A 26,818-nucleotide genomic window follows, 5' to 3' on the forward strand; every position below is an offset into this window, starting at 1 on the left:
ACTCCCGTCTGGAGTGTCCACCCATGAACGATAAAACCGAGGAACTCCGTGATATTTTCACCGACGTCACCGACGGCGAGGAAACGGTCACCGAATCGCAGGAGAACACCCGCGGGTCCCTCGAACGAGACGAGCGATCCGACGCGGACCGGCTCGAGAGCGTCGTTCAGCAGATGCGCGAGCGCTACGAGTTCGAGACGGAACTCTCGGACGACGAACTCATACGGGTCGCCAAAGCCTTCTACGACGGCACTAGCGACGCGGAAATCGCCGACGAACTCGGCGTCGAGGCGGCCGAGGTCTTCGAGGCGCGACTGTCGTTGCATCTCGTCGGGGAGGACGACGCCGACGAGGTCGATCTCGCGGCGATCCGCGACCGCGAGGAGGACGACACGACGCTGGCCGCGGAGTACGACGTCAGCGAAGCCCGAATTCGTCGCTACCGCCGCGTCGCCGACGCGAAAGACCAGTCACGAGCCGCGAACGACCGCTATCGCGACGAGTTCGACAGCATCCTCGCCGACGCCGATCTCTCCGAGCGCATGACCTCCGACCTCCGCGAGGACGGTCTCGAGGACGCGACGGAGGGCATGGAGACCGACGTGGAATTCTGAGGCCGATTTTGTCCGCGATCGTGTGAGCGGGCGTCGGCTTCCCGTGACTGGGTGACTCGAAGCATCCCGAGATCGTCGGCTCCCTCGCTCATCCGTCGGACTCGTTCGCGGCCGCAACGATCCGGTCCGTCCGGTGACCTGTCCGCCGCCCCGCTACGAGACTTCTTATACGAAGCCGGGACCAGACGGGTTGTGACACGTACTCCGGTTTCGTTTAGCGATCTGCGGACCGCCGCCTACTGTCCGCGGAAGTGTTACTACCAGCGACGGCTGCCGGACGAGGATCGCGAGCCGCCGCCCGAGGTCGAGTCGGTTCGGGCGCTTGCGACCCGGTACGACGACCTGCTCGAGTCCCCGCCGGAGGCCCTCGACGAGGAACCGATCGCCGTCCCGGCCGCTCGCTACCGCGACCGGCTTGGGGCGACCCGCGAGCGACTCGTCGACGCGGGTCAGTGGGAGCGTCTCTGTACCCCCGCCGACCGAGCGGTGTTCGCGACCGGCCGCCACTGTCACGGCGTCGTTCACAAGGTCCTCGCCGAGCCGCTCGAGCCGACGCTGATCTCGTCGGGACGGCCGCCCGAAAACGGCGTCTGGGAACCCCAGTCCGTGCACGCGGTCGCGGCCGCGAAGGCGCTGGCCTGGGAGCACCAGGAGACGGTCGACCGGGCATGGCTCGAGTATCCCGCCTACGGCGTGATCCGGTCGTTCGAATTGACGACGCGGCGGACGGCACAGTATCGGAGCGCGCTCCGGGCGGTCCGGGAGTTGGACGGTCCACCAGCGCGGACGACCAACCGCTCGAAGTGCGAGTCCTGCGAGTTCGCCGCGGAGTGTGGCGTCAAGATGCGAACGCTCCGATCGTTGTTGGGGATCGAGTAGCCTATGCGGGCTCGCCTCGAGACGCCTACCGATCCAGCGCGACTTTCAGGAGCGCGGTCCCGGCGGCGAAGACGAGACCGAAGACGAGGCCGACCGGTGCCGCACTCGCGAGCGCTCGATCGGCGATCACGAGTTGGCTCACGGTATAGCCGAGTCCGGGGACGGTGATAGCGAGGACGGACCACAGAACCGGGCGCGTCCGAACCCACGAATCGGTGTGTTGGGAACGACGGCTCATGTGGAGACATGCGAGATATATTCGGCCGAAACCACATAACATTTCCCGGCCGGACAGTTCGCGAGCGGCGCTGTCACCGCCGGATCGTCCCGGCTCCGCTGGCGCAATTCGTCCCGCCGTCAGTGCTGCTCGAGCCAGGCCTCGATCTCGTCGGCCTGTGCTCCGTGGCGGTGGATCGTCCCGCTCGAGACGTCGACGACGGTACTCTCGGTCCCGCCGTCGGTTCGGCCGCCGTCGAGGACGACTGCGGCCGCCTCGCGGATTTCGGGGTCGAGGTCGTCGAGTCGGCGGGCGCTCTCGCGGCCGCTGACGTTCGCGCTCGTCGCGGTGATCGGCGTCCCGGCTCGCTCACAGAGCGCGAGCGCGAGATCGTTGTCGGGGATGCGGACGCCGACGCGCTCGCGGCCCGCCGTGAGTTCGTCCGGCACGGCCGCCCGTCGCCGACAGAGCACCGTCACGGGCCCGGGGAGGAACGTCGCCATGAACCGCCGCTCCCGGTCGGTCGCACGGACGTACTGCAGCGCCGACGGCACCGACGGCACGGCGAAGGAGAGCGGCTTCGTACGGTCGCGTCCTTTTACCTCGAAAACGCGCTCGACGGTCTCGGACTCGAGCGCCGCTCCGCCGAGGCCGTAGACCGTTTCGGTGGGATAGACGACGAGATCCCCCGATTCGATCGCGTCGGCCGCGCGGTCGAGTTCGCTCATTCGGTTCGAAGTCGGCGGATGCCGAGCAAAAAGGTATCGTTCGGGTTCGAGCCCTTACTCGAGGCCGAGTTCCGCCTCGAGCGCGTCGTAGTCGGGGAAGTCGGGCCAGTCGGTGGCGACCCACGCGCCCGCGACCGTGCGGTCGTCGTCGAGCGCGAAGAAGGCGACGCGGGGTTCGCTGATACCGGTCATCCCGTCGAGATCGTGGTCGACGCCGTACGACGCCGCCACCCGGTTGCTCGGGTCGGCGAAGAACGCGAACGGGTGTTCGGTGTCGTCGAGGAAGCGTTTGATGCCGTAGGGTGTCGTGGCCGTGACGCCGACGATCCGGCCCGCGCGGTCGTCCCAGTTTCGCTCCGCGAGTTCGTCCCAGACGTACGTGGCGAGGAAGGAACCGGTCATCGGCGTGAAGACGAGGATAGTCGACCCATCGGTCTCGTTGACGAGCCTCGAGAGCGTCCGGTCCTCCCAGAACTCGTCGGTGACGAGCGGCCGCGTGAAGTCGGGGGCTTCCGCGCCGGGGCCGGGATGATCCGCCGGCCCCAACTCGACGACATCGAACTCCGGCATCAGGCGTCACCTCCGGCGCTCGCCGCGGCCGCGTCGGGGCGGTCGCCCTCGCCGTAGGTGGACTCGAGGTAGTCGACGATGTTGGCGCTCTCCGCCATGGTGACGCCGGTGTTCTCGTCGACCACGACGGGAACCGTCCGGACGCCGGCGACCCGTTTGACGACGTCGCGATCGGAGTGCATCGGCTCGACGAACCGCGAGCGGTACGCGAGATCGTACTCGTTTAGCAGTCGGGTAACGCGCTCACAGTACGGACAGCCCTGCAGTCGATAGAACGTGATCGGTGGCTCGGCGGTCTCGCTCATGGCCGCCCGTACGGGAAACGCCCGGGTAAACGTGTCGTCGCCGGCGTCGATGGCCGTGAGTCGGTAGAAAATGGGAAACGGTTAACCGATCCAGCTATAACGCTGTATATCAATGGCGTTGTCTCCGCTGTTTGCGGTCCCGTTGGCCGCCTACGAGGTCCCAGTCGTGGGTGTCGGGTTCGATCAGTCGACGGTGACGGTCGTCGGCGCGCTCGCGATTGTCGTCCTCATCGCCCTTTCGGGATTCTTCTCGTCCTCGGAGATCGCGATGTTCAATCTCCCGAAACACCGTCTCGAGGGAATGATCGAGGACGATATCCCGGGTGCGAGCCTGGTCAAGGGGCTCAAGGACGACCCCCACAGGCTGCTCGTGACGATCCTGGTCGGCAACAACATCGTCAATATCGCGATGTCCTCGATCGCGACGGCGATCCTGTCGATCCACTTCGGTGGGCTGGTCGGCGTCTTCCTGGCGACGTTCGGGATCACTGCCCTCGTCCTCCTGTTCGGCGAGAGCGTCCCCAAGTCCTACGCCGTCGAGAACACCGAAACGTGGTCGATTCGCATCGCGAGACCGCTGAAGGCCACGGAGTACCTCCTCTTCCCGCTGATCGTTCTTTTCGATTACCTCACCCGACAGATCAACAACCTCATCGGGTCGACGGGCGCGATCGAGTCGCCGTACGTGACCCGCGACGAGATCCAGGAGATGATCGAGTCCGGCGAGCGCGAGGGCGTCTTGGAGGAGGAGGAACACGAGATGCTCACGCGTATCTTCCGCTTTAACAACACCATCGTCAAGGAGGTGATGACGCCGCGTCTCGACATGACGGCGGTCCCGAAAGACGCCGGTATCGACGAAGCGATCGAGACCTGTATCCAGAGCGGCCACGCCCGCATTCCGGTCTACGAGGGCAGCCTCGACAACGTGCAAGGCGTCGTCCACATCCGCGATCTCGTCCGAGACCTGAACTACGGCGAGGCGGAAGACGGCGAACTCGAGCTCGCGGACCTCATCCAGCCGACGCTGCACGTCCCCGAATCGAAGAACGTCGACGAGCTCCTGACCGAGATGCGGGAGAACCGGATGCATATGGCGATCGTCATCGACGAGTTCGGAACCACCGAGGGGCTGGTGACGATGGAGGACATGATCGAGGAGATCATCGGCGAGATTCTCGAGGGCGGTGAGGAACAGCCCATCGAGGAGATAGACGACGACACCGTCCTCGTCCGCGGGGAGGTCAACATCGAGGACGTCAACGAGGCGCTCGAGATCGATCTGCCCGAGGGACAGGAGTTCGAGACTATCGCCGGCTTCATCTTCAACCGCGCCGGGCGGCTCGTCGAGGAAGGCGAGGAGATCACCTACGACGGCGTCCGTATCACCGTCGAAGATGTCGAAAACACCCGGATCATGATGGCCCGACTGACGAGACTCGAGGCGGATGCGACCGCCTCCGACGGGAACGAGTCGGTCGAGGAGGAACCCGATGCCGGCGACGTGACGGACAGCCCGCTCGAGTAGCTCACGAGGGGCGTCTCACGACGATTCGCTGCCGACGACTGAAACGGCATCGTCGCCCCTGCGTCGTAGCGACACGGTGCCGACTGCTCACCGTCCGATGAGACGCCGCAGTCGGCGTCCGATACCCCGTAGCCGCCGTCCGACGAGACGCCGCAGTCGGCGTCCGATACCCCGTAGCCGCCGTCTGACCCGCTCGGAGAACCGGAGTCGACGCGTCTTGACGATCGCTCGAATTTCGACGGCGATCGCGGGTGGCACGGCGATTCGGCGCGGTCCCGCAACGTACTGCCCGTCGGGCTGTTCGTACTCGAGGGAGACGATGGCCGTATCGCCAATCTGCCGGCTGGACACGGCGTTGACCAGCGCGAGATCGATTCGCTGTTCGGGTTCGTAGAGGTAGATCGTCTCCTTCTCGCGGTCGAACGCCCCGACCGACTGCAGGAACGAGGCGAGGACGAGTGCGATGAGAGCCCCCGGAATCAACAGGGCGGCAAGGCCGGTAAACGGGCCGGCACCGGCGGCCAGCAGTTCGTTTTGTGAGACGTACCGCCCGATGCCCATCAGCGCGCCGATGACCGCTCCCATGACGACCGTGCCGACGGCGGCGTCGATCGCACGATTCAGACTCGTTCCCGCCGGTGCGTCGATGGGGAGGACCTCGGCGATCCGCGCCAGATGGGCCTCGGTGTGGCTCGAGGCGGCCAGTGCGAGAACGGTCGCCGCGAACGCCGCGATGAACGCAAGCACGACGGTCCTGCCGGGGCCGCCCGCGGCCTCGCTGCCGAGCCTGTACAGTCGCCAGCAGACGACGGTCCCGATCGCGGCGAAGAACGTCCCGACGCCGAACGCCCACAGGAGTCGCACGGTGCGTGAGGTACTGGCGTCGCGCCGCCACTGCATCGTTTCGTCGGCGGTGTCGGTGCCGTCGACGGCGTCCTCGTCCATGCGTCGAACTCACGACCTCTCGGGTAAAGACCGTTCGATGTCGCACGGATCAGAGCACGAGCGCGGCGACGGTGGTGTAGCCGATAAAGGAGACGGTGATCGCGCCGGCCAGCGAGCCGATCCACGCGAGGACGGTAACGCCCATCTTCCGCGCGCTGACACCGCCACCGGCACCGGCCGCAGCGTAGCCGCTCCCGATGATCGCACTGACGATGATCTCGTTGAACGAGACCGGGATGCCGTAGAAGACGGCGGCCTGCGCGATGATGAACGAGGGAATGAGCGCGGCGATCGACCGGCGCGGCCCCAGCGAGGAGTAGTCCTGCGAAATGGCCTTGATCATCCGCGGTGCGCCGGTCCACGATCCGATCAGGAGGCCGAACCCGCCGCCGACGAGCATCGCGAGCAGCGGCAGGTCGAGGTCGCTCGAGAGCGGGATCAGCGGCCCGATTGCCAGCCCAACCTGACTGCCGCCGGCGGAGAAGGCAACGAGCCCACCGAGGATGAGCAGGAAGTGGCGTTCGCCCCGCTCCGTCCCGTTGCGAAGGTCGACCCCGATCGCGACCGCCCACAGCGCCGCAATCGCGAGCGTCGCGAGAGCGGTGCCGACGACCGCCGGACCCGGAAGCGACGTGCTCGAGGCCTGTGCGATCGACGCGCCGCCGCCCGCCGACGAACCGAGGATCGCGAACTCGATGTTGGCGACGATCGCGCCGACGATGGCGGCCAACACGATGATCAGGGACTCCTCGGCGATCACTTCCGCGCGGAGCGCGCGGGCGACCGCGTAGGCGATGGAGCCCCCGACGAACGGCGTCAGTACCCACAGCGTAGCGATTTCGGTATACTTCGCCCACGCGGGATCGCCGCCCATGGCGAGCCCGGTGCCGATGACCGCGCCGGTAACGGTAAACGCCGTCGCGATCGGGTAGCCGGTGAAAATGCCGATCGCCACCAGCCCGGCCGCGATGAGTAGGGCGAGCGTCGCCGCCATCGACGAGAGCGTGACATCGCCGGCGATCAGTTCCGTGCCGACCGCTTCGGAGACGTTCGCACCCTGGAGGACCGCCCCGGCGAAGCCGAGCAGGCCGACGAGAAAGCCGGCCCGCATCACCGAAATCGCGTTCGCGCCGACCGCCGGCGCAAAGGGTGTCGAGCCGCTCGAGCCGGCACCGATCGCCCAGGCCATGAAGAGACTCGCGACTGCGGCCACGGCAAAGGTGCCGAACGTGGCGATATCGACCATCTACTCGGTCCCTATTAGCGGCCCCTACAAGTGTGTGCCGACCTCCTGCCGCCGGGAGAGCGGACGACAACACACGGTACGGGACCGGCTCGACCCGATCACGTTCGTGTCGGTCCGACCCGATCGTCGATCGGCCTCGTCCTGAGTCCCGTTCGAGCCGTATCTTAACACATAAACCATTGCTATTCTAGTGCCGGGTATGGAGAACATGGAACGGACGGACGAAACGGACGCACTCGACCGCCGACAGTATCTGAAACTGTCGGGTACTGCGGGCATCGCTGTCACTGGACTCGCCGGCTGTCTCGAGAGCAGCGGCAGCGACTCCCCGGACCCCGACGACGAGAACGTGATCGTCCCGGGAACGGCCGCCGGCTTCCCGCCGTTCGAGATGAAACGGGGGAGCGATCTGGTCGGGTTCGACATCGACCTGCTCGAGGCCATCGTCGGCGAGACCGAGTACGAACTGGCCGAGTGGAAAGACCAGGGGTTCGACGGGCTCCCGCCAGCCCTCAAGGACGGCAAGATCGACGTCATTGCCGCGGCAATGACGATCAACGAGAAGCGCCAGGAGTCCTTCGACTTCACCGACCCGTACCACAGCGCCGACCAGGCGATCCTCGTCCAGTCCGGCGGCGACTTTCAACCCGAGTCGCTCGCGGACCTCGAGGGAACGACCGTCGGTGCCCAGAGCGGAACGACCGGCGCGGTGCTCGTCAAGGACGACCTGATCGCAGCCGGCCTGATCGCCGAGAGCGACTTCAGCTCCTACGACAACTACGTGTTGGCGACGGAGGAACTCGAATCCGGAACGATCGACGCCGTCGTGCTCGACGATCCGGTCGCAGAAACGTTCGCGTCCGAGCGCGACGTCGAAGTCGCGTTCGTCCAGGAGACCGGCGAGGAGTTCGGCTTCGCCGTCCGGCCGGACGACGACGACCTGCTCGAGGCGCTCAACGAGGGGCTGGCTGCGGTCCGCGAGAGCGGCAAGTACGACGAAATCTCCGAAGAGTGGTTCAGCGGCTAACCGAGAGATCATAGATGGACCTCACGCTCTGGCTGGGACAGTCCCTGGCAGCGCTTGCACACCGCCCGGACGGAGTCCTCGCCGTCGCGGAGACGGTCCCGGCGCTGGTCGATCCGGTCGCAGCGGGGCCGCTCCAGGCCGGTGATTGGGAGTTCGTTGCGGCGAATGCCGACTACCTGCTCGGGGGGACGGTATTGACCGTTCTCCTCACAGTGACCAGCCTCGTGCTCGGCTTCCTGCTCGGCTTTCCTGCGGGTGCGATCGAGGTGTACGGCGACGGTGTCCTGCGGACGCTCGTCCGCAAGTTCGGCGTGGTACTGCGCGGAACGCCGATCATCGTCATCATGATCTTTACCTACTACGTGTTGCCCATCGAGATTCCGATCAACGCGATCGTCGCGGTCCTGACGGCCGTCGACGCCGCACTCGGGCCGACGCCGTTTACCGTGCCGACGAGCGTGCCGGATACCTTCATGGCGGCGACGCTCGCGCTCGGCTTCCGGAGCGCGGCCTACCAGTCACAGATCTTCCGCGGCGCTTTGGAGAGCATCGACGAGGGCCAACTGGCCGCGGCCAGATCGATCGGGATGAGCCGCTTGGAAGGAATCCGACACGTGGTCGTTCCCCAGGCGCTCCGCCGGAGCGTTCCCGGGTTCCAAAACGAGTTCACGATCGTACTCAAGGACACCTCGATCGCGTTCGCGATCGGCCTCGCCGAACTGCTCAAGCGCAGCCACGATCTGTTCCTCCAGCAGACCACCGCAGTCCTCGAAATCGTCCTCTTTATGAGTCTGATCTACTTCGTCCTGACGTTCGCCGTTAATCGGACGCTCGACTACGGAAGCAACTACTTCGCAATTCCAGGTGACTCGTCGTGACAGTTCCTCGGACGAACGACGGTGACGGACGCACAGCAGACGAACAACGGGGCGACGGCGACGAGCGGACCGCTTCGCCGTCGTCCGCGACCGCGGCGACGGACCCGCTCTTGCGGATCGAGAACCTCCATAAGTCCTACGGGGCCGAGGAGGTCCTGCGGGGCGTTTCCCTCGAGATCGACCGCGGCGACGTCGAGGTGCTTGTCGGCCCGAGCGGGAGCGGCAAGTCGACGTTGCTGCAGTGTCTCAATCGCCTGACCGAGATCGACAGCGGCCATATCTATCTCGGCGACACCGAGGTGACGGCGTCGGAGACCGACCCGAACGAAATCCGCCAGCAGATCGGGATGGTCTTCCAGGATATCAACCTGTTTGCCCACCTCACCGCCCGCAAAAACATTACCCTCGGCCTCCGGAAAGTCCGGGGGATGAGCGCGGAAGCGGCCCGCGAGCGGGCCGATTCCGAACTGGACCGCGTCGGTCTCGCGGACCAGGCTGACTCGTACCCGGCACAGCTTTCGGGCGGGCAGAAACAGCGCGTCGGGATCGCCCGCGCACTGGCGATGGACCCCGAGGTAATGCTGTTCGACGAGCCCACGAGCGCGCTCGACCCCGAACTGAGCAACGAGGTGCTCGCGGTGATGGACGAACTCGTCGACGAGGGGATGACGATGGTCGTCGTTACCCACGAAATGCGCTTCGCCCGCGGCGCGGCCAGCGGTATCACGTTCCTCGCCGACGGGCAGATCGTCGAGCGGGGGCCGCCCGACCGACTGTTCGAGAACCCCTCCCACGAGCGGACCGCGCAGTTCTTCGAGAACATCAGCCACGACCATGACTGAGGGGACCGACGTCACGACCGCGACCGAGCGGGACCCGGTGGCCGGAACGGAGCCGCGACCGACCGCCCGTGACCGACTCCGCAGTTCGTTCGATCGCGCCGGGCACCTGCTCGCCGTGCTCGCCGGACTCGTCTTCTGGGGCTGGCTGCTGACGCGCTGGCTCTACGACTGGGTGCTCGCACGCGTGGGCATCGGCCCGGGTGCCGGCGAGGCCTTCCTCTCGCCGGCCCCGCTCGAGGCGTTGGCCGCGTCGCTTTCGTCCGCTGCCGGGTCGTTCGGCCCGCTCGGCGTCCCGGTCGGCTGGCTCGCATCCGCGGCCGATGCGGCGGCGCTCGGCGTCGACATCGGCCCGGCGCTGGCGACCGGCGCTTGGTACACGATCGTCCTAACGCTGAGCAGCCTCACGCTCGGGTTCTGTATCGCAGTTCCCCTCGCGATCCTGCGGGTCTACGGCGGCCCGATGCGGTGGCTCGCGCTCGCGTACACGGAACTGATTCGCGGGACGCCGCTGCTCGCGCAACTGTTCGTTCTCTACTACGGGCTGCCGTTGTCGGCCTGGCTCAACGACTTCTCCGTCGTCGGACGCGGGTTCGTCCCGGGGTACGCGTTCTGGATCGCCATCCTCGGGTTCACGATCAACGGCTCGGCCTACCAGGCCGAGTACATTCGCGGCGCGCTCGAGACCGTCGACGAGGGGCAGCTGACGGCTGCGCGCGCGCTCGGCCTGTCGCAATTCGAGGGTATCCGCCACGTCGTCCTGCCGCAGACGCTCCGATACGCGATTCCGGCCTGGACGAACGAACTCGTCTACCTCATCAAGTACTCCTCGCTGGCGGGCTTCATCACGGTGCCCGAACTGTACTATCGCGCCAACGACATCGCCTCTTCCACCCTCGAGTACACGTCGATCTTCGGGCTGCTCGCGATCGTCTATCTCGGTCTGGTGCTGTCGGCGACGAACGTCATGGGCCGCGTGGAACGTCGCGTCGCAGTCCCGGGACTCGGCGGTGCCGAGGGTCGCCAACAGGAGCCAAACGAGTAGCGACTTCGCTATCGGTCCGCCGCTCGAGTCGGCCCCGTTTACCCACGCCACGAACCGACGCGTGACTCCGACGCGAGAACGCCTGCGAACGCGGCGACTTACTCGACCGGCTCGGCATCGGCCGCGGCGTGCTCGAGAAAGAACGCCCTGTGTTTGTACAGAATCCATAGGCCGGTCAGCCAGAGTGATGTGGCAGCCACGACACTTAGTAGCAGATCGACATCGTCTTGGACAGTCCCCGAGTCGAGAATCCCAAAAAATCCCAATGTAATGTGCAAGCTCCACCCGAGGACTCCCCCGGCGAGACCGATCGGTCGGCCAGTGATGACCGTCCAGCCGATACCGATTGCACACACACCGACGACGATTGCTGGCCAGATCCCGAGGAGGTTATCCCCACTAATGCTTTGACTACCGATCCGAATTCCGTTGATGAGGACTAGCCATCCCAGTATTCCGACGCTGAGCGGTGCTGTATTTGTATTCGGCTCGAGCAGACCGCTTCGCGTCGTGGGTCTCGCCAGTACCATCGTCACTACGTGTCTGCTGTCGTAGATGCACGCTCCGGAGACATATCGTCTATCTCATTTAAAAAAGTAGTCAACTGCGTGGACTGCGGTCGATGAGCCGCCGCCGTTCTCGAGGGCACTCCCGCCGGACACCTCTCACTCGAACCGGTTCGAGCGGTCAGTTCGTCGTCGATTTCGAGTTATCGCCGTTATCCGGCGGCGGCTCCGCACCCTCGATCGCTTCGGCTGCGTCGGTGTTTTTCTCCACTTCGACGTGCCAGCGGTCGATCTCGTCCTCGTACTCGGCGAGGCGGTCGGAGACCGCCTCTTTCAGTTCGTCGTCGTTGACGTTGACCTCGAAGACGAACTGCTCGCCGTTGCCGCCGTTGCGCGTCGACTGCTGGACGTTGGCACTGACGAGTTCGTTGTCGAAGTAGTAGGGCGCGAGTTGGGTCATCACGTTCTGATAGACCGTGTCCTCGACGCGGCGCAATGCCTTCCGGCTCGCCGAATCGGCTGCCCGTGCGACGTAATCGACTGATTCCTTCCAGTTGTCGACCGCGGCCCCGGCGTCGTCCTCCTCGAGTTGCTCGTAGGACTCCGAGAGTTTCTCTCCGGCGGTCTTGATGTCCTCGTCCGGCTCTTTCCCGGCTTTCTCGCCTTTTCCTTCTTCGACGCTGGCCTGATCCGCGGTTTTTTCGCTGACGTCGGAGTCGAGGGTTTCGTGGGCTTTGGGACGCCACTCTTCCCACTCCTCGAAGGCGCGCGCGAAGCGCGAACCGGTCTCTCCGTCAGGATCGTCGACGTCGACGTCTCGAAGCGCGCGCGTGATGCGCTCGCCGTGTTCGACGATGTCGCCCCAGTCACCGCGAACTTTGAACCCCGAGATGCTCTCTTCCATTCGGCTGGGCGAGTGGTAGCGTGCGGATAGGTATAAACTTCTCCCGTCGACCGCTTGGACGGCGGTGGTCTGCAGGGAGCTACCGCTCCCCGTCCGTTCCCTTGCCACCCAGCTGCTGGCCGCCGGTCATCATCTGGTCCGGCCGCCGCTTGGCTGCTGTGTTCCCATCGCCTGCCCACTCATCTGTTGGCCGCCCATCTGCTGGCCCCCCATCTGCTGGCCGCCTTCGACCGTCTCGAGTAGCGTCAGACAGGAGTCTATCGTCCGATCGATCACGGTAATCGTCTCGGCAACGTGGGGGTGTTGCTGGAACTGCCGGAGTTCCGGCAGGCCCTCCTCGGCGATCCGGACGAACGTGTCCGCGACCTCCGGGCCAAACATCGAGTCGCGCGCGATCAGTTTCTCGTTGAACTCGGCCAACTCCGCGATGTCACGACAGATCGCCGCGCACGTCGCGAGCTGTGGTCCCTCCGACGCGCACATCTTCGCACACCAGTCGGCGACGTGTGAGAGTTCGGTGAAGTCCTCGAGCGCGATCCGAAGCTCGTTGGTGAGGTGGTTCTCGAACGACTGCCCGCTCTGGATCTCCTGTCCCGCCATCGGTTGCTGTCCGCTACTCATCGACTGCGGCTGTTGGCCGCCGCTCATCGACTGCGGCTGTTGGCCGCTGCTCATCGATTGCGGTTGTTGGCCGCCGGCCATTGATCGCTGTCCGCTCCTCATTGGCTGCTGGCCACTGTTCGTTCCTTGCGGCGCTCCTTGGCTGCCGCTCATCGTCCGCTCGCTGGGCATTCGTGTCGGCTGCTGTTCGGTCCGCCCTCGCCGTTGCTGTTGCTCGTACTGGTGTCCCATCGTTGTTCAGCGCCCGTGATGAGGCATCGAGCGCTACACGGATGGGTTGATTAAACCGGACGCACCGTTACGACCGTTTCCGGCGGCAAACCGCCGTTTTCACCTCGTGACGACGACACGCGAACTCGGACCGCCGGTCCACGCTCGACCCAGTAATCACGGATTAGCTCTTTCAAGGTGGTGTTTCCTGCGCTACCGCTGATTCGGATCGCGAGCTGACAGACGGTCGCCGGTGATCGACACTGTGAACTACCCGGCGAGTGGCTGTACGGGTATGCCGATCGAAAACCGGGACAATGCCTATCTCATTACGCATGGACTGGCGAAGGACACGCTCTCGCACCTGCGCGACGTCGAGACCGAGCAGGTCAGCTTCCGGAAGGGGCTGGTCAAACTCGGCCGGATCTGTGGTTACGAGATCATCGACGGTCGAATGGAGACCGAGTACGTCGAGATCGAGACGCCCCTGGAGCAGACGATGGGCGAGCGCGTCCGCGGGCTCGACGACGTCGTCATCATCAACGTCTTGCGTGCGGCAACGCCGTTCGTCGAGGGACTGCTAAAGGCCTTCCCGCGGGCACGACAGGGCGTCATCAGCGCGAGCCGCGACGAGGAAGCCGGCCGCGCGGAGGACGGTTCCTTCCCGATCTCGGTCGACTACGTGAAACTGCCCGAAATTCACGAGGAAGACACCGTCATCATCGCCGATCCGATGCTCGCGACGGGAAGTACGATGTGTACCGTCCTCGAGCACGTCGTCGAGAACGCGGTCCAACCGGAGAACCTGATCGTCCTCTCTGCGGTCTCGGCACCGGAGGGGCTGCTTCGGGTCAACGACGAGTTCGACGAGGCCGACCTGCTGACGGTGTCGATCGACGACCGCCTCGACGACGATGGGTTCATCATCCCCGGTCTCGGCGACGCCGGTGACCGCGCGTTCCGAACGACCTGAGCGCTCGACCGCCGACTGTCACCGAGCGAACGGGTGGCGACGGACTTTTGCGGGTCCCCCGAACCGGGCCTCCTATGGAGTACGTCGTCGTCGATCTCGACGACCTCGAGCGAGTCGCCGAACGACCCTGCGCGGCCTCCGCCGACTGAGCGAGGCGGCGGGGTTGAACAACCTCGCGATCAATCGGTTCGACACGGAGCCGGGCGAACAGCTGCCGCTGGCCTCCTACGGCCACGAAACGCAGGAGGAGGTGTTTCTCGTCCTCTCGGGAACGCTTCACGTCGAGACACCGGGGAGAGGATTCGTCGTCTCCGAGGACTCGATGTTCGCGGTCCAGCCGGACTCGCTACACCGAGCGTACAACCCCGGCGACGCCGAGGGAGCGGTCGGTCGCACCGCTACGACGCGTCCGTCTCGACGGTATCGATTCCCAGCACGGCGTTGACCGGACACCGCTGGATGACCGCCGTTGCGAGGAGATCGCTTCCGGCGATGAACGCCAGCGTGCCGAGCGTGTGCTTCCGGTGTCGGTAGCCCAGCGAGAGCAGTATCGCTGCGAGGACGACCCGCCCGATGCGGTCGGCCCCGCCGACGTTTCTGTCCATGTCGAACCGACGAACGGGAGCGTACGTATAGCTGCTCCTTCTCCCCCCACGTTTCCAGTCGAACCCCGTTCCCGTCGGCGGAATTCGTCTCGGTCGGATCCGGACGAAGCGGGCGTTCGAGCGCTCCTCGCGTCACGCCGCCGTGTCGTCCTCGTCCGCTTCGTCCGACTGCGCGGAGAGGCCCGCGTCGCGGTCGCGCTCGAGTGCTGGCGGTGTCTCGTGGTGGGCCGAGTAGCCGTCGAACCAGCGAGCAATGCGCTCGAGGCGGTCGACGACGTGTGCTGGCTCGCCGGAGCGGGAGAGTTCGTGGCCCTCGCGGGGGTAGCGGACGAGCCGAGTGTCGACACGGTGTTTCTTCAGCCCGTGGTAGAACAGCTCGGCGGTGTTCGCCGGCGTGCGGTAGTCGCGGTCCGAGTGCACCACGAGCGTCGGTGTGTCGACGTCTGGGACGGCAGCGACGGGTGACTGCTCCCAGAGGAACTGGGGCTCCTCCCAGGGCGTCGTCCCGAAATCGCCCTCGAGGAGTTTGAAGGCGTCCGTCGAGCCGTAGAATCCGGTGAGGTCGTAGACGCCCCGTTGGGAGACGGCCGCGCGGAAGCGGTCGGTGTGGCCGACCGTCCAGGCGGTCATGAACCCGCCGAAGCTGCCGCCGGTGACGAACGCGTCGTCGGCATCGACGAACTCGCGTTCGCAGACCGCGTCGACGCCGGCGAGGACGTCGGTCAGCGTGACCGCTCCCCAGTCGCGTTCGATCGCTGTCGCCCGGGCCTCGCCGTAGCCTGTCGACCCTCGCGGGTTACACCAGAAGACGACGTACCCCCGCGCTGCGAGCGTCTGGAACTCGTGCCACATCGTGCCGGCCGTCGTCCAGTGGGTGTGTGGGCCGCCGTGGATCTCGACGACGAGCGGATAGAGTTCGTCGGAATCGAAGTCGGGCGGGGTGAGGAGCCACCCCTGTAGCTGGCCAGCAGCGCCGTCGCTCTCGAACCAAACTGCTTCCGGCTGGGAGACGGCTCGATCCGCAAGATACTCGTCGTTGACCCGGGTCAGCCGGGTCGTCTCGCTGCCATCCCGTGTCGTCACGAAGACGTCACCGGGGTGGTCCCACTCGCTCTGGACGTAGGTGATCGCGTTCCGACCGACGTCGAACGACTCGACGGTAACGCCGTCGCCGTAGATCGCCGTCGGCTCCTCGCTCGCATCACCGGGCACCGTCCAGACGACGCGCGATCCCCTGTCCGGCGTGCTGAAGTAGAGCGCGTCGCCGTCAGGTCCCCACTGGAACTCACACTGATGACCGACGGTTCGATCCAGCGGCTCCGTTGGGGTGGTTTCCGTTCCACTCTCGCGGTCGTGGATGCGAAGTTCCGTCTGGCGCATCGAGGCCTGCTCTTCCGGCGTGTACTCGAACGCGACCCTGCCGTCCGTGGTGGCGTCGATCGAATCGATCCAGCCGGTCGTCTCCGTGAACGCGTCGACCGCATCCGACTCGAGGTCGTGCTCGTACAGCTCGTATTCTAGCGAGTCGTCGGCCGCTTCCCCGGTCTTGGCGGCGTAGTAGATCGTCTCGTCGTCACCCCACGCTGGGGCGACGTAGTCGACGTCCGCGTCGGTCGGCTCCCCGTCGTCGGTGACTCGCGTGACCGCGTCGCCGTCGGGCTCCGGGGTATTCGAGAGCGCCGTCTCGACCTCGAGGACGTAGACGTGATTGCGCCGGCCATCGACGTACGCCATATCCGCGCGGTAGATCATGCGGTCGATCACTCGCGGGTCCGGCTCGCCGCGCTCGTACTCGGAGTCGACCGCCCGATCGCGTCCCATCTCTCGATCGGCCGCGGTGACCTGCTGGGTGAAGAGCAGTCGGGAGCCGTCCGGACTCCACGCGAGGTCGGTGACGCCGCCGACGACCGACGTGACACGTCGAGCCTCACCTCCGCCTGTCGGGACGATCCAGAGCTGCTCGCGATCGTCTCCCTCGCCGCGGGTGCTGGCGAACGCGAGGTACTCGCCGTCGGGACTCCACCGGGGCTCGCTGTCGACGCCGTTGCTGACGGTGAACTGCGTCGGTTCGCCGCCGCCGATCGGAACGACGTGAATCGTCCCCGTGTACGATTCCTCGTCCTCGGGACGCCGCTGAACGAACGCGACGCGCTCGCCGTCCGGCGAGAGTCGGGGGTCCTCGACGCCCACGATGCCGTGGTAGTCTGTCGCCTCGATTTTGTTCATATTTGTTGTCGCATTCGATCGGTTATATATTTCGCCCCCCGTTCCGAGGCAGTGGATCCTCCTGATGGTCCCCGAAATGCCACTCCTCGTCCTCGAGGCCGTCCTCTCGCTGGTCGGGCTGTCCGTCGGCCTCACCGGCCTCTCCGTAACGCTCCCGCTCCGGACGCTCGGACTGGCGATTTTCGTCTCGCTGTCGTACCGGAACGCCACCCGCTCGTCCGGGTCCGAGTTCGGGTCCGCCGCGCCGGCTCCGGCCGACGCGTAACTCTCTCATTACTATTTTAACACGACCGGTCGAAGGTCGGCTATGACCAACCGGGATGCGGCTCGCTCGCGTGTGCCCGACGATGTTCCTCCCCCGGACCGTGCCTTTCGACTCGCGTTCGGCGGCTACATCGGCGTTCTCGTCGCGGGACTCGTGACGGCGATGGCCGTTCTGCGTCGCCCGGCGATGGCTTCGACTGCGGTGACCGGCACGGCCGTCGCCGGTCTGGGAGGCGGGTGTCTCGCTGGCGTCGCCTTCGCGGGACACAGCCCCGGGCTGGCCGTCCGTCTCGGTCGAACCCGACGCCGACGAGCGGCGCTCCTCCTCCCGGCCGTCCCGTTCGGACTGGCGGTCGCCGCATCACTGGTCGGGCCGCTCGAGTCGCGGTTGGCGTTCGTCGCGCTCGTGTCGATGGTTGTCGTCGCTCTCACGGGCGGTCTCGTCACGTGGATGGCACAGACCCGGTACGTGGACGCCGTTACGAGTGACGCGCCAGTCGCCACGTGGCAGTGGGAGCCGCCGAGCAGTCCCACGCTGGACGCCGTCGTGTTCGCCATGTGGCTGCTGCTCGGCGCTGCCAACGCGTATCGCGGCGACTGGCTGCAATCGATCGTGTGGGCCGGTCTGGCGCTACTCTGGCTCTGTAGCGGCCTCGCCGAGGATCGATGGCGGATCGGGTCGATGGGGGCAACGCCCGAAATCCGCGTTCACGAAACCGGACTGGTCAAGCAACGACCGTACACCCGATTGATCGTCCTGTGGGACGATGTCGACCACGTCAGACTCCGAGCGGACGACCTCGTCTTGGACCGTAGCCTGTTCGACGTGCGATTCGACCGCGACGAACTCGCGGCGCTCGAGGCAGCGCACGAGGAAATCGAACGACGGCTTCCGAACTGACCCGCCGATTGACGCCTCGTGGCGGCCGCCCGACGTCTCCCGCGTCAATCCATCACTCGAGGTCGGCGCGGCCGCTCGTTGCGCTTCGAATGCGATCCCGGAACGCCTCGCCCTCCGCGCGCGGGACGCGCACGTCGAAGCTGACCGTGGCCTCGTAGTCGGCCTCGAACTCGTAACCCTCGCTCTCCAGGATCGAGCGCACGGTTCCGGAATCGTCGTATGCGACGGTGATCACGACCCGTTCGTGTGGCCGCTCCTCGACGATGCCGGCCGCTTCGACTGCCTCTTTCACGGCGCGGGAGTAGGCCCGAACGAGGCCGCCGACGCCGAGGTTCGTCCCGCCGTAGTAGCGCGTCACGACGACCGCACAGTTCTCGAGGTCCTGCTGTGCGAGGACGTTCAGCGCCGGTTTGCCGGCCGAGCCGGAGGGCTCGCCGTCGTCGCTCGAGTACTCCCGGAGGAAGTGGCCGTCCGTCTCCCCGTCGCCGGCTCGGACGCGATAGGCGGGCACGTTGTGAGTTGCGTCGGCGTACTCCTCGCGAACGGCGTCGACGAACGTTTCGGCCGCGTCGACGGATTCGACGGGCCGGACGTGCCCGATGAACTCCGAGCCCTGGACGACGAACTCGGCGGTGGCCGGTTCCGGAACGGTTCGATACGCCCGGCTCACGGCCGCCCTCCCTCGTCTCGTCGGCGGACGTACCGACGCGGAGACGGCGTCTCGAAGCGGGTCATAGCGGTGCTACGTTGGGCCACGAAAAGAGACCGTCGGTCCCGCCCGTTTCGCCTCGGCGAACGGGGCCGAATCGTGGGAACGTTTCGCTGGGACCCGTACGCTATTGGTCCTCCATGCGCTGTGTGGACACATGAACGGCGAGACCATCGACGCCGAACTCGCGGACGAAATCTACAGTAGCTGTCGGACGACGGTGGGTGACGAACTGCGCAGCATCACGTACTTTACCGCGGACGACATCGAGCAGTTGTACCTCCGTTCGGACCTGGAACAGACCGCGGACCTGATCGGTTTCGCCGAACACGAGCGGCTGGGCTTTCGCTCGCAGTCGGCCTACCGGAACACGCAACTCGGCGAGTACCAGGCGACGATCCGGATGTTCGAGAACGGTTACTTGTCCCGGGTCATTCGCGGGCCACACGGCGTCTGGGTGACGACCGACGATCTGTCGATGGAACGGTTCGAGGAACTCACCAGCGCACTCGAGTCGATCCTCGACGACTTCGCGGACACCGTCGCCGTCGGGGACGACGACTGACTGTCGGTCACTGAATCTCGATCTTCCGGACGAACGAGAGGTCCCGGATCGCGGTGATGACCTCGCCCGATAGCTCCTCGTCGGTGATCAGGTAGAGCCGCGGTTCGTCGGTGAACTCGGGGTCCTCGCTGATCGTCTGGCGGATCGAGATGTCGTGGTCGGCCAGCGTGCCGGTGACGTCGGCAACGATCCCCTCCTGTTCGGCGTTGGTCACCTCGACGGAGAGGACGGTCAGGTCCAGGACCGGTGCCAGGTCCATCAGGCTCGGTACCTGCGAGATGTTCTGGAAAATCCGCCGTAGCTCGGGGTCCTCGAGAATGACATCGGTCGTCGAGTCGACGACTCGCCGGTCGACGCCGATCTCGCGGGCGATTCCCGTGTTCGGAATCTCGATGCCGCCGGAGACGACCCGGCCGTCGTCGTTGACCGAGAACCCGCGCTCGAGCAGCAGTCGGATCACCGCTTGCTGGCTCGGCGATCCCTCGAACTTCTCCATGATCTCGTCGAACATTCGTTGCCGAGTGTACGGCCGCGCCGGTATAATGTCCGGTGATCGGTCTCGGCCGGCGTCGGCGGCGACCCGCTCGCGGGTGGCCGCCCGGCACGTCGTCTGACGGATGATTTTTCACCGTTCCCGTGCAGGCCGACACTATGCGCGAACTCCGGAGCTGTGACTTCTGTGGTGCCGAGGCGATCGGCGCGTTCGAGATCGTGCCCCCCGAACTCGAGCCGACCGAGGCCGAACAGCGCCGCGTCGTTCCCTGCCGTGACTGCAAGGTTCGACTCGAGACGCTGCTCGAACCGCTGCTCTCCCGGGCCGGTGCCGAGCGCGAAACCGACGCCGCGGATCGCGATCGGGACGGAAGCCCGACCGACGCGTCCGACGGCTCCGAGGATGTCGTCGCCAGCGCCGGCCGATCGACGGAGAAGCGACGGCGGACCACAAGCCCGAACGCGACCGTCTCGGACGCGTCGGCGGAGCACGACGAGCGGACGAGCCCTCGAGACGACACTGGGGCTGAAGCCGACCGTGACCCTGCTTCCGACCCCGAATCGGGATCGCAGTCGGACGCGCCCGCGGAGCCGGTCCTCGAAGACGGGATCACCTTCGAGCGCACCGAGCGGGCGGCCCGGGACGGCTCGACCGAGTCGGACGAGACCGAGACAGGGACGGCGGCCGCGGCCGATTCGACCGACGGGTCGTCGGACGACGAGTCGCTGTCCGACGAAGCCGCCACGACCGACGCACCGACCGGTCCGCCAACGGCTTACAGCAAGGTCCTTCGTCTCCTTCGCAACCGCGAGTTTCCAATGGACCGCAGCGCCGTCGAGGAGTTAGCGGTGGGGGCCTACGACCTCGAGCCCCACGAAGCAGCGGCGATCGTCGACTATGCCATCGCCGAGGACGAGTTCGTCGACGAACGGGGCACACTTCGGCGCTCGTAAGCTGACAGCCGTAACCCAGTTCGGTTCTCGCGTCCGCGCAACAAACGGCTACAGCGTCCCCTTCGTGCTCGGCGTCCCCTCCCGTCGCTCGTCGCGTCGCGTCGCGTCGTCGAGGCTCCGGGCGAGCACTTTGAACAGGGCTTCGACCTCGTGGTGGGCGTTCTCGCCGTCGACCTCGAGGTGGAGTGTCAACCCGGCGTGCATCGCCAGCGATTCGGCGAAGTGGCGGGCCATGTCGCTGGTGAATCCACCGATCCGTGCCTGCGAAAAGCTGCCGTCGAAGTAGAATCGCGGTCGCCCGCTGACGTCGACGACCGCCTCCGCGACGGCCTCGTCGAGCGGAACCCGCCGGTCGGCGTAGCGGACGATCCCCGCCCGGTCACCCAGTGCGTCGTCGATGGCCTCGCCGAGCACGATCGCGACGTCCTCGACCGTGTGGTGGTCGTCGATCTCGAGGTCGCCGTCACAGTCGATCTCGAGGTCGAACAGGCCGTGCTTGGCGAACGACGCTAGCATGTGATCGAAGAAGCCGATACCGGTCTCGACCGTGGCCGTCCCGCTGCCGTCTATCTCGAGCGTACACTCGATCGTCGTCTCGGCCGTCGCACGGGTGACAGTCGCCGTTCGCTCGCTCATGGGAGAGTCATGCCGCCCCCGATACAAGGCGGTTCCGCTCGCCGTAGTCGACGGACCGTCGACCGGGTCGATCGACTCCGATTCCCGTGTCCGTCCCGATTCGCGAATATCGGCTCAAACCGAGTTATAAAATGTCTCCTGGCCGCATGTCGGGTTTCAAAACGTCGTTTGCCACTCCTTAGCGGGAGTGAAACGGTCCGAAACGACGCCAATCTTCGGCCGATTATATACTCCGGTAGCTGAATGTCATACTCGAGAAGAGGTGACCCGTTTCGATGTCCAACCCCTCCCCCGTTTCGAACGAATCGATCGCCCCGTCGAGCCCTGATGCGGAGCCGAGCCGTGACTACGCCGATCGGTTCGTCCGCTCGCTCAAAGGCCCCGCTCAGTTCCTGTCGTTCTGGATCGCTATCGCCCTGCCCTTCGTGCACCTCCCCCTCCTGGCACAGGGACTCGGCGATCCAGCCGTCACGCTCGCGTTCGTCCTCCTGTTGGTCGCCAACGTTTTCGCTCTCTACGTCGGTCACGGCTACAACAGCTAAGCCCGCCGGTCGCCCCTCGAGTCACCGTCGGGAAGCACGAAGAGCACGACCACGTCCGAGGACGGCGATGAACGGGCCGACGAAGAGCATCGCCGGCAGGAGGCGAACACCGCGGCCATTCGGACGTGGTCAGAGTGCTCGTCCGCGTCAGCCACTGGGAGACGGTTCGTCGTCTGCCGCATTGGTTCCCTTCGTCGCTCGCGTCGGCTACTCGTTGGCGTCGACCGCCGCCTGCGCTTCCTCGAGCGTGAAGTTCCCCTCGTAGAGCGCGCTCCCGACGACGACTGCCGCCGCGCCGGCGTCCGCGAGGGTCCGTACGTCCGCGAGGGTCGCAACGCCGCCGCTGGCGATCACCGGGATATCGGTCGCCTCGACCAGTTCGCGGACGGGTTCGGTCGCGACCCCCTCGAGTCGCCCTTCTACGTCGACGTTCGTAAAGAGGATCGCGGCGGCACCGAGGTCCTCGTACCGCTTGGCCGCTTCGACGGGGCTGATACCTGCGCCCTCGGTCCAGCCCTCGACGACGACCTCGCCGTCTTTCGCGTCGAGGCTGACGACGACGCTCTCGGGATGGCGCTCGCTGATCTCGCCGACGATCTCGGGGTTCTCGACCGCCGCCGTCCCGAGGATGACCCGATCGACGCCCCGCTCGAGCAGGGCGACGGCGTCGTCGACGGTGCGGATACCACCGCCCAGTTGCGTCGGTACGTCGACGGCGTCGATCACCGCGTCGATGGCGTCGGCGTTCGCCCGTTCGCCCTCGAACGCCCCGTCGAGATCGACCAGGTGCAGCGATTCCGCACCGGCGTCGATCCACCGCCGGGCGGCCCCGACCGGCTCGCCGTAGGTCTTTTCGGTGCCGCGTTCGCCCTGCACGAGCTGGACGACCTCGCCGTCCTGAACGTCGACCGCGGGGATCACCTCGAACTCGCCGTCTGCGTCGTTGGCCTCAGTACCCATACTCGAGTGCGCGAGGCCGGCGCGAGTAAAGGCGACGGTTTCGTCGACTGCCATCGCTGCGACACTGTCCCCGCGCTGACCGGCGTTATTGGGATGGTCGTCACGGGCCTCCTCGAGTCGAACGAAGGCTACGACGCCATGCAGAATCCCCAAAGTGATTTCACACGTTGTGCTGAAATGACGGTACGTGATGTGATCCCGTATGGATCGAGTTCGAAATCAACTCGCGACTGCGCTGACGGGGCCAGCCGAACGATGAAGCCACGCTATATCGACGCGATTATCGATCTCGCCTACGGCGGTCTGATTTTCGTCTCAGTCGGTTTGATCGTCGTCGAGGGAACGCGAGTCGGGTTAGCGCTCGGGTTAGGCGTCCTCGTCTCGTACGCACTACACGTCATCTGGAAGATGGCACGCTTCGATCCGGAGTGGATGACGACGGAGATGGAAGAGACGGTCGAAGAGGCCATCGAACAGACGATCGGCGAGCAAGTCGACACGGTCCAGCAACGGATCGAAACCGTCGACGAACGCATCGACCGTCGGCCACGCGAGGACGAAATCGAGGATCTCCTCGAGGAGACGGTCGTCGACACCGACGAACCGGACGAGACCGGCGACGCCGCTCGATAGCCCCTCGTCGCCGATCGAAAGCCGCGTCCGACGGCCGTCGATCTTCTCTGCGTACGAGACGGCATAACGAATATCCGAATCGACGTGATACCTATCTCTCAGTATGGTGTCCGTGTTGCTTCTCGTCGGCATTCTCGTGGCCGTTTTCGTGGGATACAACGTCGGCGGTGCGACGACCGGACCGGCGTTCGGCCCGGCCGTCGGTGCCGATGCCATCTCGAAGACCGCGGCCGGCGTGCTGATGACGGTGTTTTTCTTCGTCGGGGCGTGGACGATCGGTCGCCGCGTCGTCGATACCCTCGGCCGCGAACTCGTCCGGGATCCCGGCGTCTTCACGCTCGAGGCGAGTATCGGCGTCCTCTTCTTTATCGGCGCTGCGTTGTTCATCGGCAACTTCTTCGGCGTCCCCGCATCGACGTCGATGACGGCCGTCGGCTCGATCGCGGGGCTCGGGCTCGCCGCCGGCGAACTCAACGTGGCAGTCATGGGTGAGATCGCTATCTGGTGGGTCGTCTCCCCGTTTATCGGGTTCTGGGTCTCGCTGATCATCGGCCGCTACTTCTACTCGGCTCTCAATCGACGGCTCGCGATGGTGCGCAGTGAGGGGCCCCTCTACCGGCTCGATCGGTCCCGTCGGGTCCCGGTTCCGGTTCCGACCGACACCACGAACTGGCGCGAGCTGGGGGGCGTGGCGATGGTAATCGTCATCGGCTGTCTGATGGCCTTTTCCTCCGGCACCTCGAACATCGCGAACGCGGTCGCCCCGCTCGTCGGCAGCGGCCAACTTGCGATGAACCCCGCGATCGTCATCGGCTGTGCCGCGGTCGGGATCGGCACGGTCACGATCGCACGGCGCACCCTCGAGACGATGGGGAACGATCTCACGGAGTTGCCGTTGACGGCGGCGATCGTCACCGCGACGGTGAGCGCCTCGCTCGTTATCTTTCTCTCCGCGATCGGCATTCCCGCGAGTTTCGTGATCATCGCGACGATGTGTATCATCGGTCTCGGCTGGGGGCGGGCGACGCGCCCGATAACGGTGGCCGACGCCGTCCGGGGCGAGGAGTCGGCCCCGCTCTCGGTCGACGCCTTGACCGCCGACGAGGAGGGCGAAACGCTGCCGCCGATCGGCGACGAGGACCCGGAACGGATCCCCAGCGCGTCCGACCTCTTCGATCCGGCGACGACGGCCCGCGTAGTCCTCATGCAGAACATCGTCCCGGTCATCGCGACAGGCGGAGCGTACGCCACGTTCCGGTTCGTTCCGATCTTCGGACTCTGATTCGAGGGGGCTCTCAGTTCGACACACTGTACACTCGGCCCACTCTCGTCTCGCGCTCGGTGAACCTCCTCGGGAGCACGCCCCGAGGCACTCGGCCTGCTCCGCCCGTAGAGCCGCAGACTGTGTCCCGCACCCGCTCGGCCGCCGGTCCGACCCGGGGCCGTGCCGTCCCTGCGTGTTTATTCCTCCCGGTGTGGAACGGGGCGTATGGTTTCACGCGTCTTGGTTCCGATGGAGGACTCGGAAATGAGCGACCGCGCCCTCGAGTACGCCCTTGAGGTCTATCCGGACGCCGAGATAACCGTCTTACACGTCGTCGGCGAACCGTCCCAGATGTGGGGACACGCGACGGGGATTGCACTCGCCGACGATCTCGAGGACGCCGCGGAGGAACACGCGAATGCGGTGTTCGATCGCGCACGCGAAATCGTCGCGGACGCCAGCGGCGACGTGGACCTCGAGACCGCGATCGAATTCGGCCATCCCGCTCGTGCGATTATCAACCGGGCGGGTGACTACGAGACGGTCGTCATCGGTACCCACAGTGGGTCCATTGCGAATCGTATCTTCGTCGGCAACGTCGCGGAAAAGGTGTTCCGGAGTTCCCCGGTTCCGGTGGTGGTCGTCCGGTAGGTTGGTGGGCCGCCGTTGTCGTGAAGACCGGACCGACGCACGTCTCAAGCCGCCACGTGTGTCTTCGATTCGACAACGGGAACTGCAAATGGGCGCGTTTTTACGATCGGACGTACGAGTTATCTGCCGTGACAGAAGTACTGCTTATCGTAGGGATTCTCGTCGCTATCTTCGTCGGATTCAACATTGGCGGTTCGACCACCGGACCCGCGTTCGGGCCGGCGGTCGGAGCCAACGTGATCACGAAACTGATGGCGGCGGGCTTGATGTCGGTCTTCTTCTTCCTCGGGGCGATCACCATCGGCCCGCAGGTCGTCGAGACGCTCGGCGGAGAACTGGTGCAGGACCCCAGCATCTTTACCACGCAGTCGAACGTCGCCGTGCTCTTCTTCATCGGCGGCGCGCTGTTCATCGGGAACTACGCCGGCGTCCCCGCGTCGACATCGATGACAGCGGTTGGAGCGATCGCCGCGCTCGGACTCGCGACGGGCGAACTCGACTGGGCGGTGATGGGCGAGATCGTCGTCTGGTGGATCGTCGCGCCGATCATCGGCTTCTGGGTCGCGGGGGTCGTCGGCCGATACTTCTACCCGCGGATCAACGCCTGGATCGCGATCGAGGGGAACGATGGCGGCAGAGAGATGATTACGATCGATTCCTCGGGGTTCGTCCCCCGGTTCCGGTTCGGGGAGAACGCGACGCAACGGGAAATCACCGGTGCGTTCGCCGTCGTCGGAATCGGGTGTCTGATGGCGTTTTCCTCGGGGACGAGTAACATCGCGAACGCCATCGCCCCGATCTACGGGACCGGTGACGTCGACATGGTCCCGCTCATCCTCATCGGTTCGGCGGCGGTCACGGTCGGTTGCTTCACCATCGCTCGCCGAACGCTCGATACGCTCGGCAACGACATCACGAACCTCCCGCTGACGGCGGCGATCGTCGTCGCAGTCGTCGCATCGGCGATCGTGATTTCGCTGTCGATCATCGGTATTCCCGCGAGTTTCGTCGTGGTGGCGACGATGAGTATTATCGGTCTCGGCTGGGGCCGTGCGACCCGGACGACGACGCTGTCGGGCGTCAGGGCCGGCGAGGAGACCCGCGTTTCGGTCGGCGCGCTGACCGCCGAGGAGGAGGGCGAACAGTCGCCCGAGATCGGCGAGGAGGAACCCGAAGACATCCCGAAGGCGTCGGACCTGTTCGATCCCTCGACGACCGCTCGCGTGATCCTCATGCAGAACGTCGTGCCGGCGATCTCGACGGTCGGCGCCTATCTCACGTTCCGATTCATCCCGATTTTCGGGTTCTGACCCGACGGCGGTGCTCGACCGGACCGGCCGTTTCCGTTATCCGGTTACCGGATCCGATCCCCCGACCCGGG

The 26,818-nt window shown here is 65.7% G+C and carries 33 protein-coding genes; 18 read left to right on the top strand and 15 right to left on the bottom strand.

What is annotated here, in order from left to right; genetic code table 11:
* Nucleotides 1–23: 23 nt before the first annotated feature.
* Together FGF80_RS00155 and FGF80_RS00160 are read left to right on the top strand one after the other, a co-directional pair.
* Complete coding sequence (locus FGF80_RS00155) at nt 24–614, top strand: hypothetical protein (protein ID WP_006185039.1); 591 nt, start codon at nt 24–26, stop codon at nt 612–614.
* 192 nt (nt 615–806) lie between these two features.
* Nucleotides 807–1,493, top strand: coding sequence for a CRISPR-associated protein Cas4 (locus FGF80_RS00160; RefSeq protein WP_138651495.1), 687 nt, complete (start codon nt 807–809; stop codon nt 1,491–1,493).
* 25 nt (nt 1,494–1,518) lie between these two features.
* On the opposite strand, the gene FGF80_RS00165 is transcribed toward FGF80_RS00160, so the two are convergent.
* The 4 genes from FGF80_RS00165 to FGF80_RS00180 all read right to left on the bottom strand — a co-directional run bounded on the left by FGF80_RS00165 (nt 1,519) and on the right by FGF80_RS00180 (nt 3,313).
* On the bottom strand, nt 1,519–1,731 hold the full coding sequence (locus tag FGF80_RS00165) for a hypothetical protein (protein ID WP_006185041.1): 213 nt from the start codon (nt 1,729–1,731) through the stop codon (nt 1,519–1,521).
* A 119-nt stretch (nt 1,732–1,850) separates the two neighbouring features.
* Nucleotides 1,851–2,438 (bottom strand): L-threonylcarbamoyladenylate synthase, encoded by a 588-nt coding sequence (locus FGF80_RS00170; protein ID WP_006185042.1) that lies wholly within the window; start codon nt 2,436–2,438, stop codon nt 1,851–1,853.
* Between the two features lie 54 nt (nt 2,439–2,492).
* Nucleotides 2,493–3,008 carry a redoxin domain-containing protein gene (locus FGF80_RS00175; RefSeq protein WP_006185043.1) on the bottom strand — a complete coding sequence of 172 codons (516 nt, stop codon included), beginning with the start codon at nt 3,006–3,008 and terminating at the stop codon, nt 2,493–2,495.
* Nucleotides 3,008–3,313 (bottom strand): glutaredoxin family protein, encoded by a 306-nt coding sequence (locus FGF80_RS00180; protein WP_006185044.1) that lies wholly within the window; start codon nt 3,311–3,313, stop codon nt 3,008–3,010. Before FGF80_RS00180 ends, FGF80_RS00175 begins: the two co-directional genes overlap by 1 nt.
* Nucleotides 3,314–3,425: 112 nt before the next feature.
* Between FGF80_RS00180 and FGF80_RS00185 the strand changes: the two genes are divergently transcribed.
* Nucleotides 3,426–4,841, top strand: a complete 1,416-nt coding sequence (locus FGF80_RS00185; protein WP_138651497.1) for a hemolysin family protein — start codon at nt 3,426–3,428, stop codon at nt 4,839–4,841.
* Nucleotides 4,842–4,928: 87 nt separating this feature from the next.
* On the opposite strand, the gene FGF80_RS00190 is transcribed toward FGF80_RS00185, so the two are convergent.
* Entirely contained in the window at nt 4,929–5,786 is an 858-nt protein-coding gene (locus FGF80_RS00190) for a hypothetical protein (protein ID WP_138651499.1), read from the bottom strand.
* Between the two features lie 49 nt (nt 5,787–5,835).
* Entirely contained in the window at nt 5,836–7,032 is a 1,197-nt protein-coding gene (locus FGF80_RS00195; RefSeq protein ID WP_138651501.1) for an inorganic phosphate transporter, read from the bottom strand.
* A 199-nt stretch (nt 7,033–7,231) separates the two neighbouring features.
* Here FGF80_RS00195 and FGF80_RS00200 point away from each other — a divergent pair, with 199 nt between their 5' ends.
* The 4 genes from FGF80_RS00200 to FGF80_RS00215 all read left to right on the top strand — a co-directional run bounded on the left by FGF80_RS00200 (nt 7,232) and on the right by FGF80_RS00215 (nt 10,821).
* On the top strand, nt 7,232–8,059 hold the full coding sequence (locus FGF80_RS00200) for a basic amino acid ABC transporter substrate-binding protein (RefSeq protein ID WP_138651503.1): 828 nt from the start codon (nt 7,232–7,234) through the stop codon (nt 8,057–8,059).
* Between the two features lie 14 nt (nt 8,060–8,073).
* Entirely contained in the window at nt 8,074–8,937 is an 864-nt protein-coding gene (locus tag FGF80_RS00205) for an amino acid ABC transporter permease (protein WP_006185049.1), read from the top strand.
* Nucleotides 8,938–9,047: 110 nt separating this feature from the next.
* Nucleotides 9,048–9,779, top strand: a complete 732-nt coding sequence (locus FGF80_RS00210) for an amino acid ABC transporter ATP-binding protein (protein ID WP_049908007.1) — start codon at nt 9,048–9,050, stop codon at nt 9,777–9,779.
* Entirely contained in the window at nt 9,772–10,821 is a 1,050-nt protein-coding gene (locus FGF80_RS00215; RefSeq protein WP_138651505.1) for an amino acid ABC transporter permease, read from the top strand. Before FGF80_RS00210 ends, FGF80_RS00215 begins: the two co-directional genes overlap by 8 nt.
* A gap of 98 nt (nt 10,822–10,919) precedes the next feature.
* Here FGF80_RS00215 and FGF80_RS00220 read toward each other — a convergent pair whose 3' ends face one another.
* From FGF80_RS00220 to FGF80_RS00230, 3 genes are all read right to left on the bottom strand, one after another.
* On the bottom strand, nt 10,920–11,351 hold the full coding sequence (locus FGF80_RS00220; RefSeq protein WP_138651507.1) for a hypothetical protein: 432 nt from the start codon (nt 11,349–11,351) through the stop codon (nt 10,920–10,922).
* 157 nt (nt 11,352–11,508) lie between these two features.
* Nucleotides 11,509–12,231: a DUF5828 family protein gene (locus FGF80_RS00225; RefSeq protein WP_006185053.1), complete on the bottom strand. Its 723-nt coding sequence runs from the start codon at nt 12,229–12,231 to the stop codon at nt 11,509–11,511.
* Between the two features lie 129 nt (nt 12,232–12,360).
* Nucleotides 12,361–13,083, bottom strand: coding sequence for a hypothetical protein (locus tag FGF80_RS00230; RefSeq protein ID WP_238705317.1), 723 nt, complete (start codon nt 13,081–13,083; stop codon nt 12,361–12,363).
* Between the two features lie 274 nt (nt 13,084–13,357).
* Between FGF80_RS00230 and upp the strand changes: the two genes are divergently transcribed.
* The gene (gene upp / locus FGF80_RS00235; RefSeq protein WP_006185055.1) at nt 13,358–14,035 is read left to right on the top strand and encodes a uracil phosphoribosyltransferase; all 678 of its coding nucleotides are present in this window, start codon (nt 13,358–13,360) and stop codon (nt 14,033–14,035) included.
* A gap of 163 nt (nt 14,036–14,198) precedes the next feature.
* Nucleotides 14,199–14,480 carry a cupin domain-containing protein gene (locus FGF80_RS00240; RefSeq protein WP_006185056.1) on the top strand — a complete coding sequence of 94 codons (282 nt, stop codon included), beginning with the start codon at nt 14,199–14,201 and terminating at the stop codon, nt 14,478–14,480.
* Here FGF80_RS00240 and FGF80_RS00245 read toward each other — a convergent pair.
* Together FGF80_RS00245 and FGF80_RS00250 are read right to left on the bottom strand one after the other, a co-directional pair.
* Nucleotides 14,434–14,640 (bottom strand): YgaP family membrane protein, encoded by a 207-nt coding sequence (locus FGF80_RS00245; RefSeq protein WP_006185057.1) that lies wholly within the window; start codon nt 14,638–14,640, stop codon nt 14,434–14,436. The genes FGF80_RS00240 and FGF80_RS00245 overlap by 47 nt on opposite strands.
* Nucleotides 14,641–14,772: 132 nt before the next feature.
* Nucleotides 14,773–16,866, bottom strand: coding sequence for a S9 family peptidase (locus FGF80_RS00250; protein ID WP_138651509.1), 2,094 nt, complete (start codon nt 16,864–16,866; stop codon nt 14,773–14,775).
* Nucleotides 16,867–16,942: 76 nt separating this feature from the next.
* Between FGF80_RS00250 and FGF80_RS00255 the strand changes: the two genes are divergently transcribed.
* Together FGF80_RS00255 and FGF80_RS00260 are read left to right on the top strand one after the other, a co-directional pair.
* Nucleotides 16,943–17,131, top strand: a complete 189-nt coding sequence (locus FGF80_RS00255; RefSeq protein ID WP_238705318.1) for a hypothetical protein — start codon at nt 16,943–16,945, stop codon at nt 17,129–17,131.
* Nucleotides 17,132–17,173: 42 nt separating this feature from the next.
* On the top strand, nt 17,174–18,031 hold the full coding sequence (locus FGF80_RS00260; protein ID WP_138651511.1) for a hypothetical protein: 858 nt from the start codon (nt 17,174–17,176) through the stop codon (nt 18,029–18,031).
* Between the two features lie 52 nt (nt 18,032–18,083).
* On the opposite strand, the gene FGF80_RS00265 is transcribed toward FGF80_RS00260, so the two are convergent.
* Entirely contained in the window at nt 18,084–18,701 is a 618-nt protein-coding gene (locus FGF80_RS00265; RefSeq protein WP_138651513.1) for an IMPACT family protein, read from the bottom strand.
* 196 nt (nt 18,702–18,897) lie between these two features.
* On the opposite strand from FGF80_RS00265, the gene FGF80_RS00270 reads away from it, so the two are divergent.
* Nucleotides 18,898–19,305: a DUF7522 family protein gene (locus tag FGF80_RS00270; RefSeq protein WP_006185062.1), complete on the top strand. Its 408-nt coding sequence runs from the start codon at nt 18,898–18,900 to the stop codon at nt 19,303–19,305.
* A 7-nt stretch (nt 19,306–19,312) separates the two neighbouring features.
* Here FGF80_RS00270 and FGF80_RS00275 read toward each other — a convergent pair whose 3' ends face one another.
* On the bottom strand, nt 19,313–19,816 hold the full coding sequence (locus FGF80_RS00275; RefSeq protein WP_006185063.1) for an amino acid-binding ACT domain protein: 504 nt from the start codon (nt 19,814–19,816) through the stop codon (nt 19,313–19,315).
* Between the two features lie 140 nt (nt 19,817–19,956).
* Here FGF80_RS00275 and FGF80_RS00280 point away from each other — a divergent pair, with 140 nt between their 5' ends.
* A complete protein-coding gene (locus FGF80_RS00280) occupies nt 19,957–20,751 on the top strand; it encodes a prolipoprotein diacylglyceryl transferase (protein ID WP_006185064.1) in 795 nt (264 codons plus the stop codon).
* Nucleotides 20,752–20,799: 48 nt separating this feature from the next.
* Here the strand turns inward: FGF80_RS00280 and hisB are convergent, their stop codons facing one another.
* Nucleotides 20,800–21,387 (bottom strand): imidazoleglycerol-phosphate dehydratase HisB, encoded by a 588-nt coding sequence (hisB, locus tag FGF80_RS00285; RefSeq protein ID WP_006185065.1) that lies wholly within the window; start codon nt 21,385–21,387, stop codon nt 20,800–20,802.
* Nucleotides 21,388–21,662: 275 nt separating this feature from the next.
* Between hisB and FGF80_RS00290 the strand changes: the two genes are divergently transcribed.
* Complete coding sequence (locus FGF80_RS00290) at nt 21,663–21,929, top strand: hypothetical protein (RefSeq protein WP_006185066.1); 267 nt, start codon at nt 21,663–21,665, stop codon at nt 21,927–21,929.
* Nucleotides 21,930–22,136: 207 nt separating this feature from the next.
* On the opposite strand, the gene hisA is transcribed toward FGF80_RS00290, so the two are convergent.
* Nucleotides 22,137–22,889: a 1-(5-phosphoribosyl)-5-[(5-phosphoribosylamino)methylideneamino]imidazole-4-carboxamide isomerase gene (gene hisA, locus FGF80_RS00295; protein WP_138655412.1), complete on the bottom strand. Its 753-nt coding sequence runs from the start codon at nt 22,887–22,889 to the stop codon at nt 22,137–22,139.
* 255 nt (nt 22,890–23,144) lie between these two features.
* On the opposite strand from hisA, the gene FGF80_RS00300 reads away from it, so the two are divergent.
* From FGF80_RS00300 to FGF80_RS00315, 4 genes are all read left to right on the top strand, one after another.
* Nucleotides 23,145–23,522, top strand: a complete 378-nt coding sequence (locus FGF80_RS00300) for a hypothetical protein (protein WP_006185068.1) — start codon at nt 23,145–23,147, stop codon at nt 23,520–23,522.
* Nucleotides 23,523–23,625: 103 nt separating this feature from the next.
* The gene (locus FGF80_RS00305; RefSeq protein ID WP_138651515.1) at nt 23,626–24,804 is read left to right on the top strand and encodes an inorganic phosphate transporter; all 1,179 of its coding nucleotides are present in this window, start codon (nt 23,626–23,628) and stop codon (nt 24,802–24,804) included.
* A gap of 207 nt (nt 24,805–25,011) precedes the next feature.
* Nucleotides 25,012–25,437 carry a universal stress protein gene (locus FGF80_RS00310; RefSeq protein ID WP_006185070.1) on the top strand — a complete coding sequence of 142 codons (426 nt, stop codon included), beginning with the start codon at nt 25,012–25,014 and terminating at the stop codon, nt 25,435–25,437.
* Nucleotides 25,438–25,565: 128 nt separating this feature from the next.
* Nucleotides 25,566–26,747, top strand: a complete 1,182-nt coding sequence (locus tag FGF80_RS00315) for an inorganic phosphate transporter (RefSeq protein ID WP_006185071.1) — start codon at nt 25,566–25,568, stop codon at nt 26,745–26,747.
* Nucleotides 26,748–26,818: the final 71 nt, after the last annotated feature.

It is taken from the genome of Natrinema pallidum, assembly GCF_005890195.1.
Taxonomy (GTDB): Archaea; Halobacteriota; Halobacteria; order Halobacteriales; family Natrialbaceae; genus Natrinema; species Natrinema pallidum.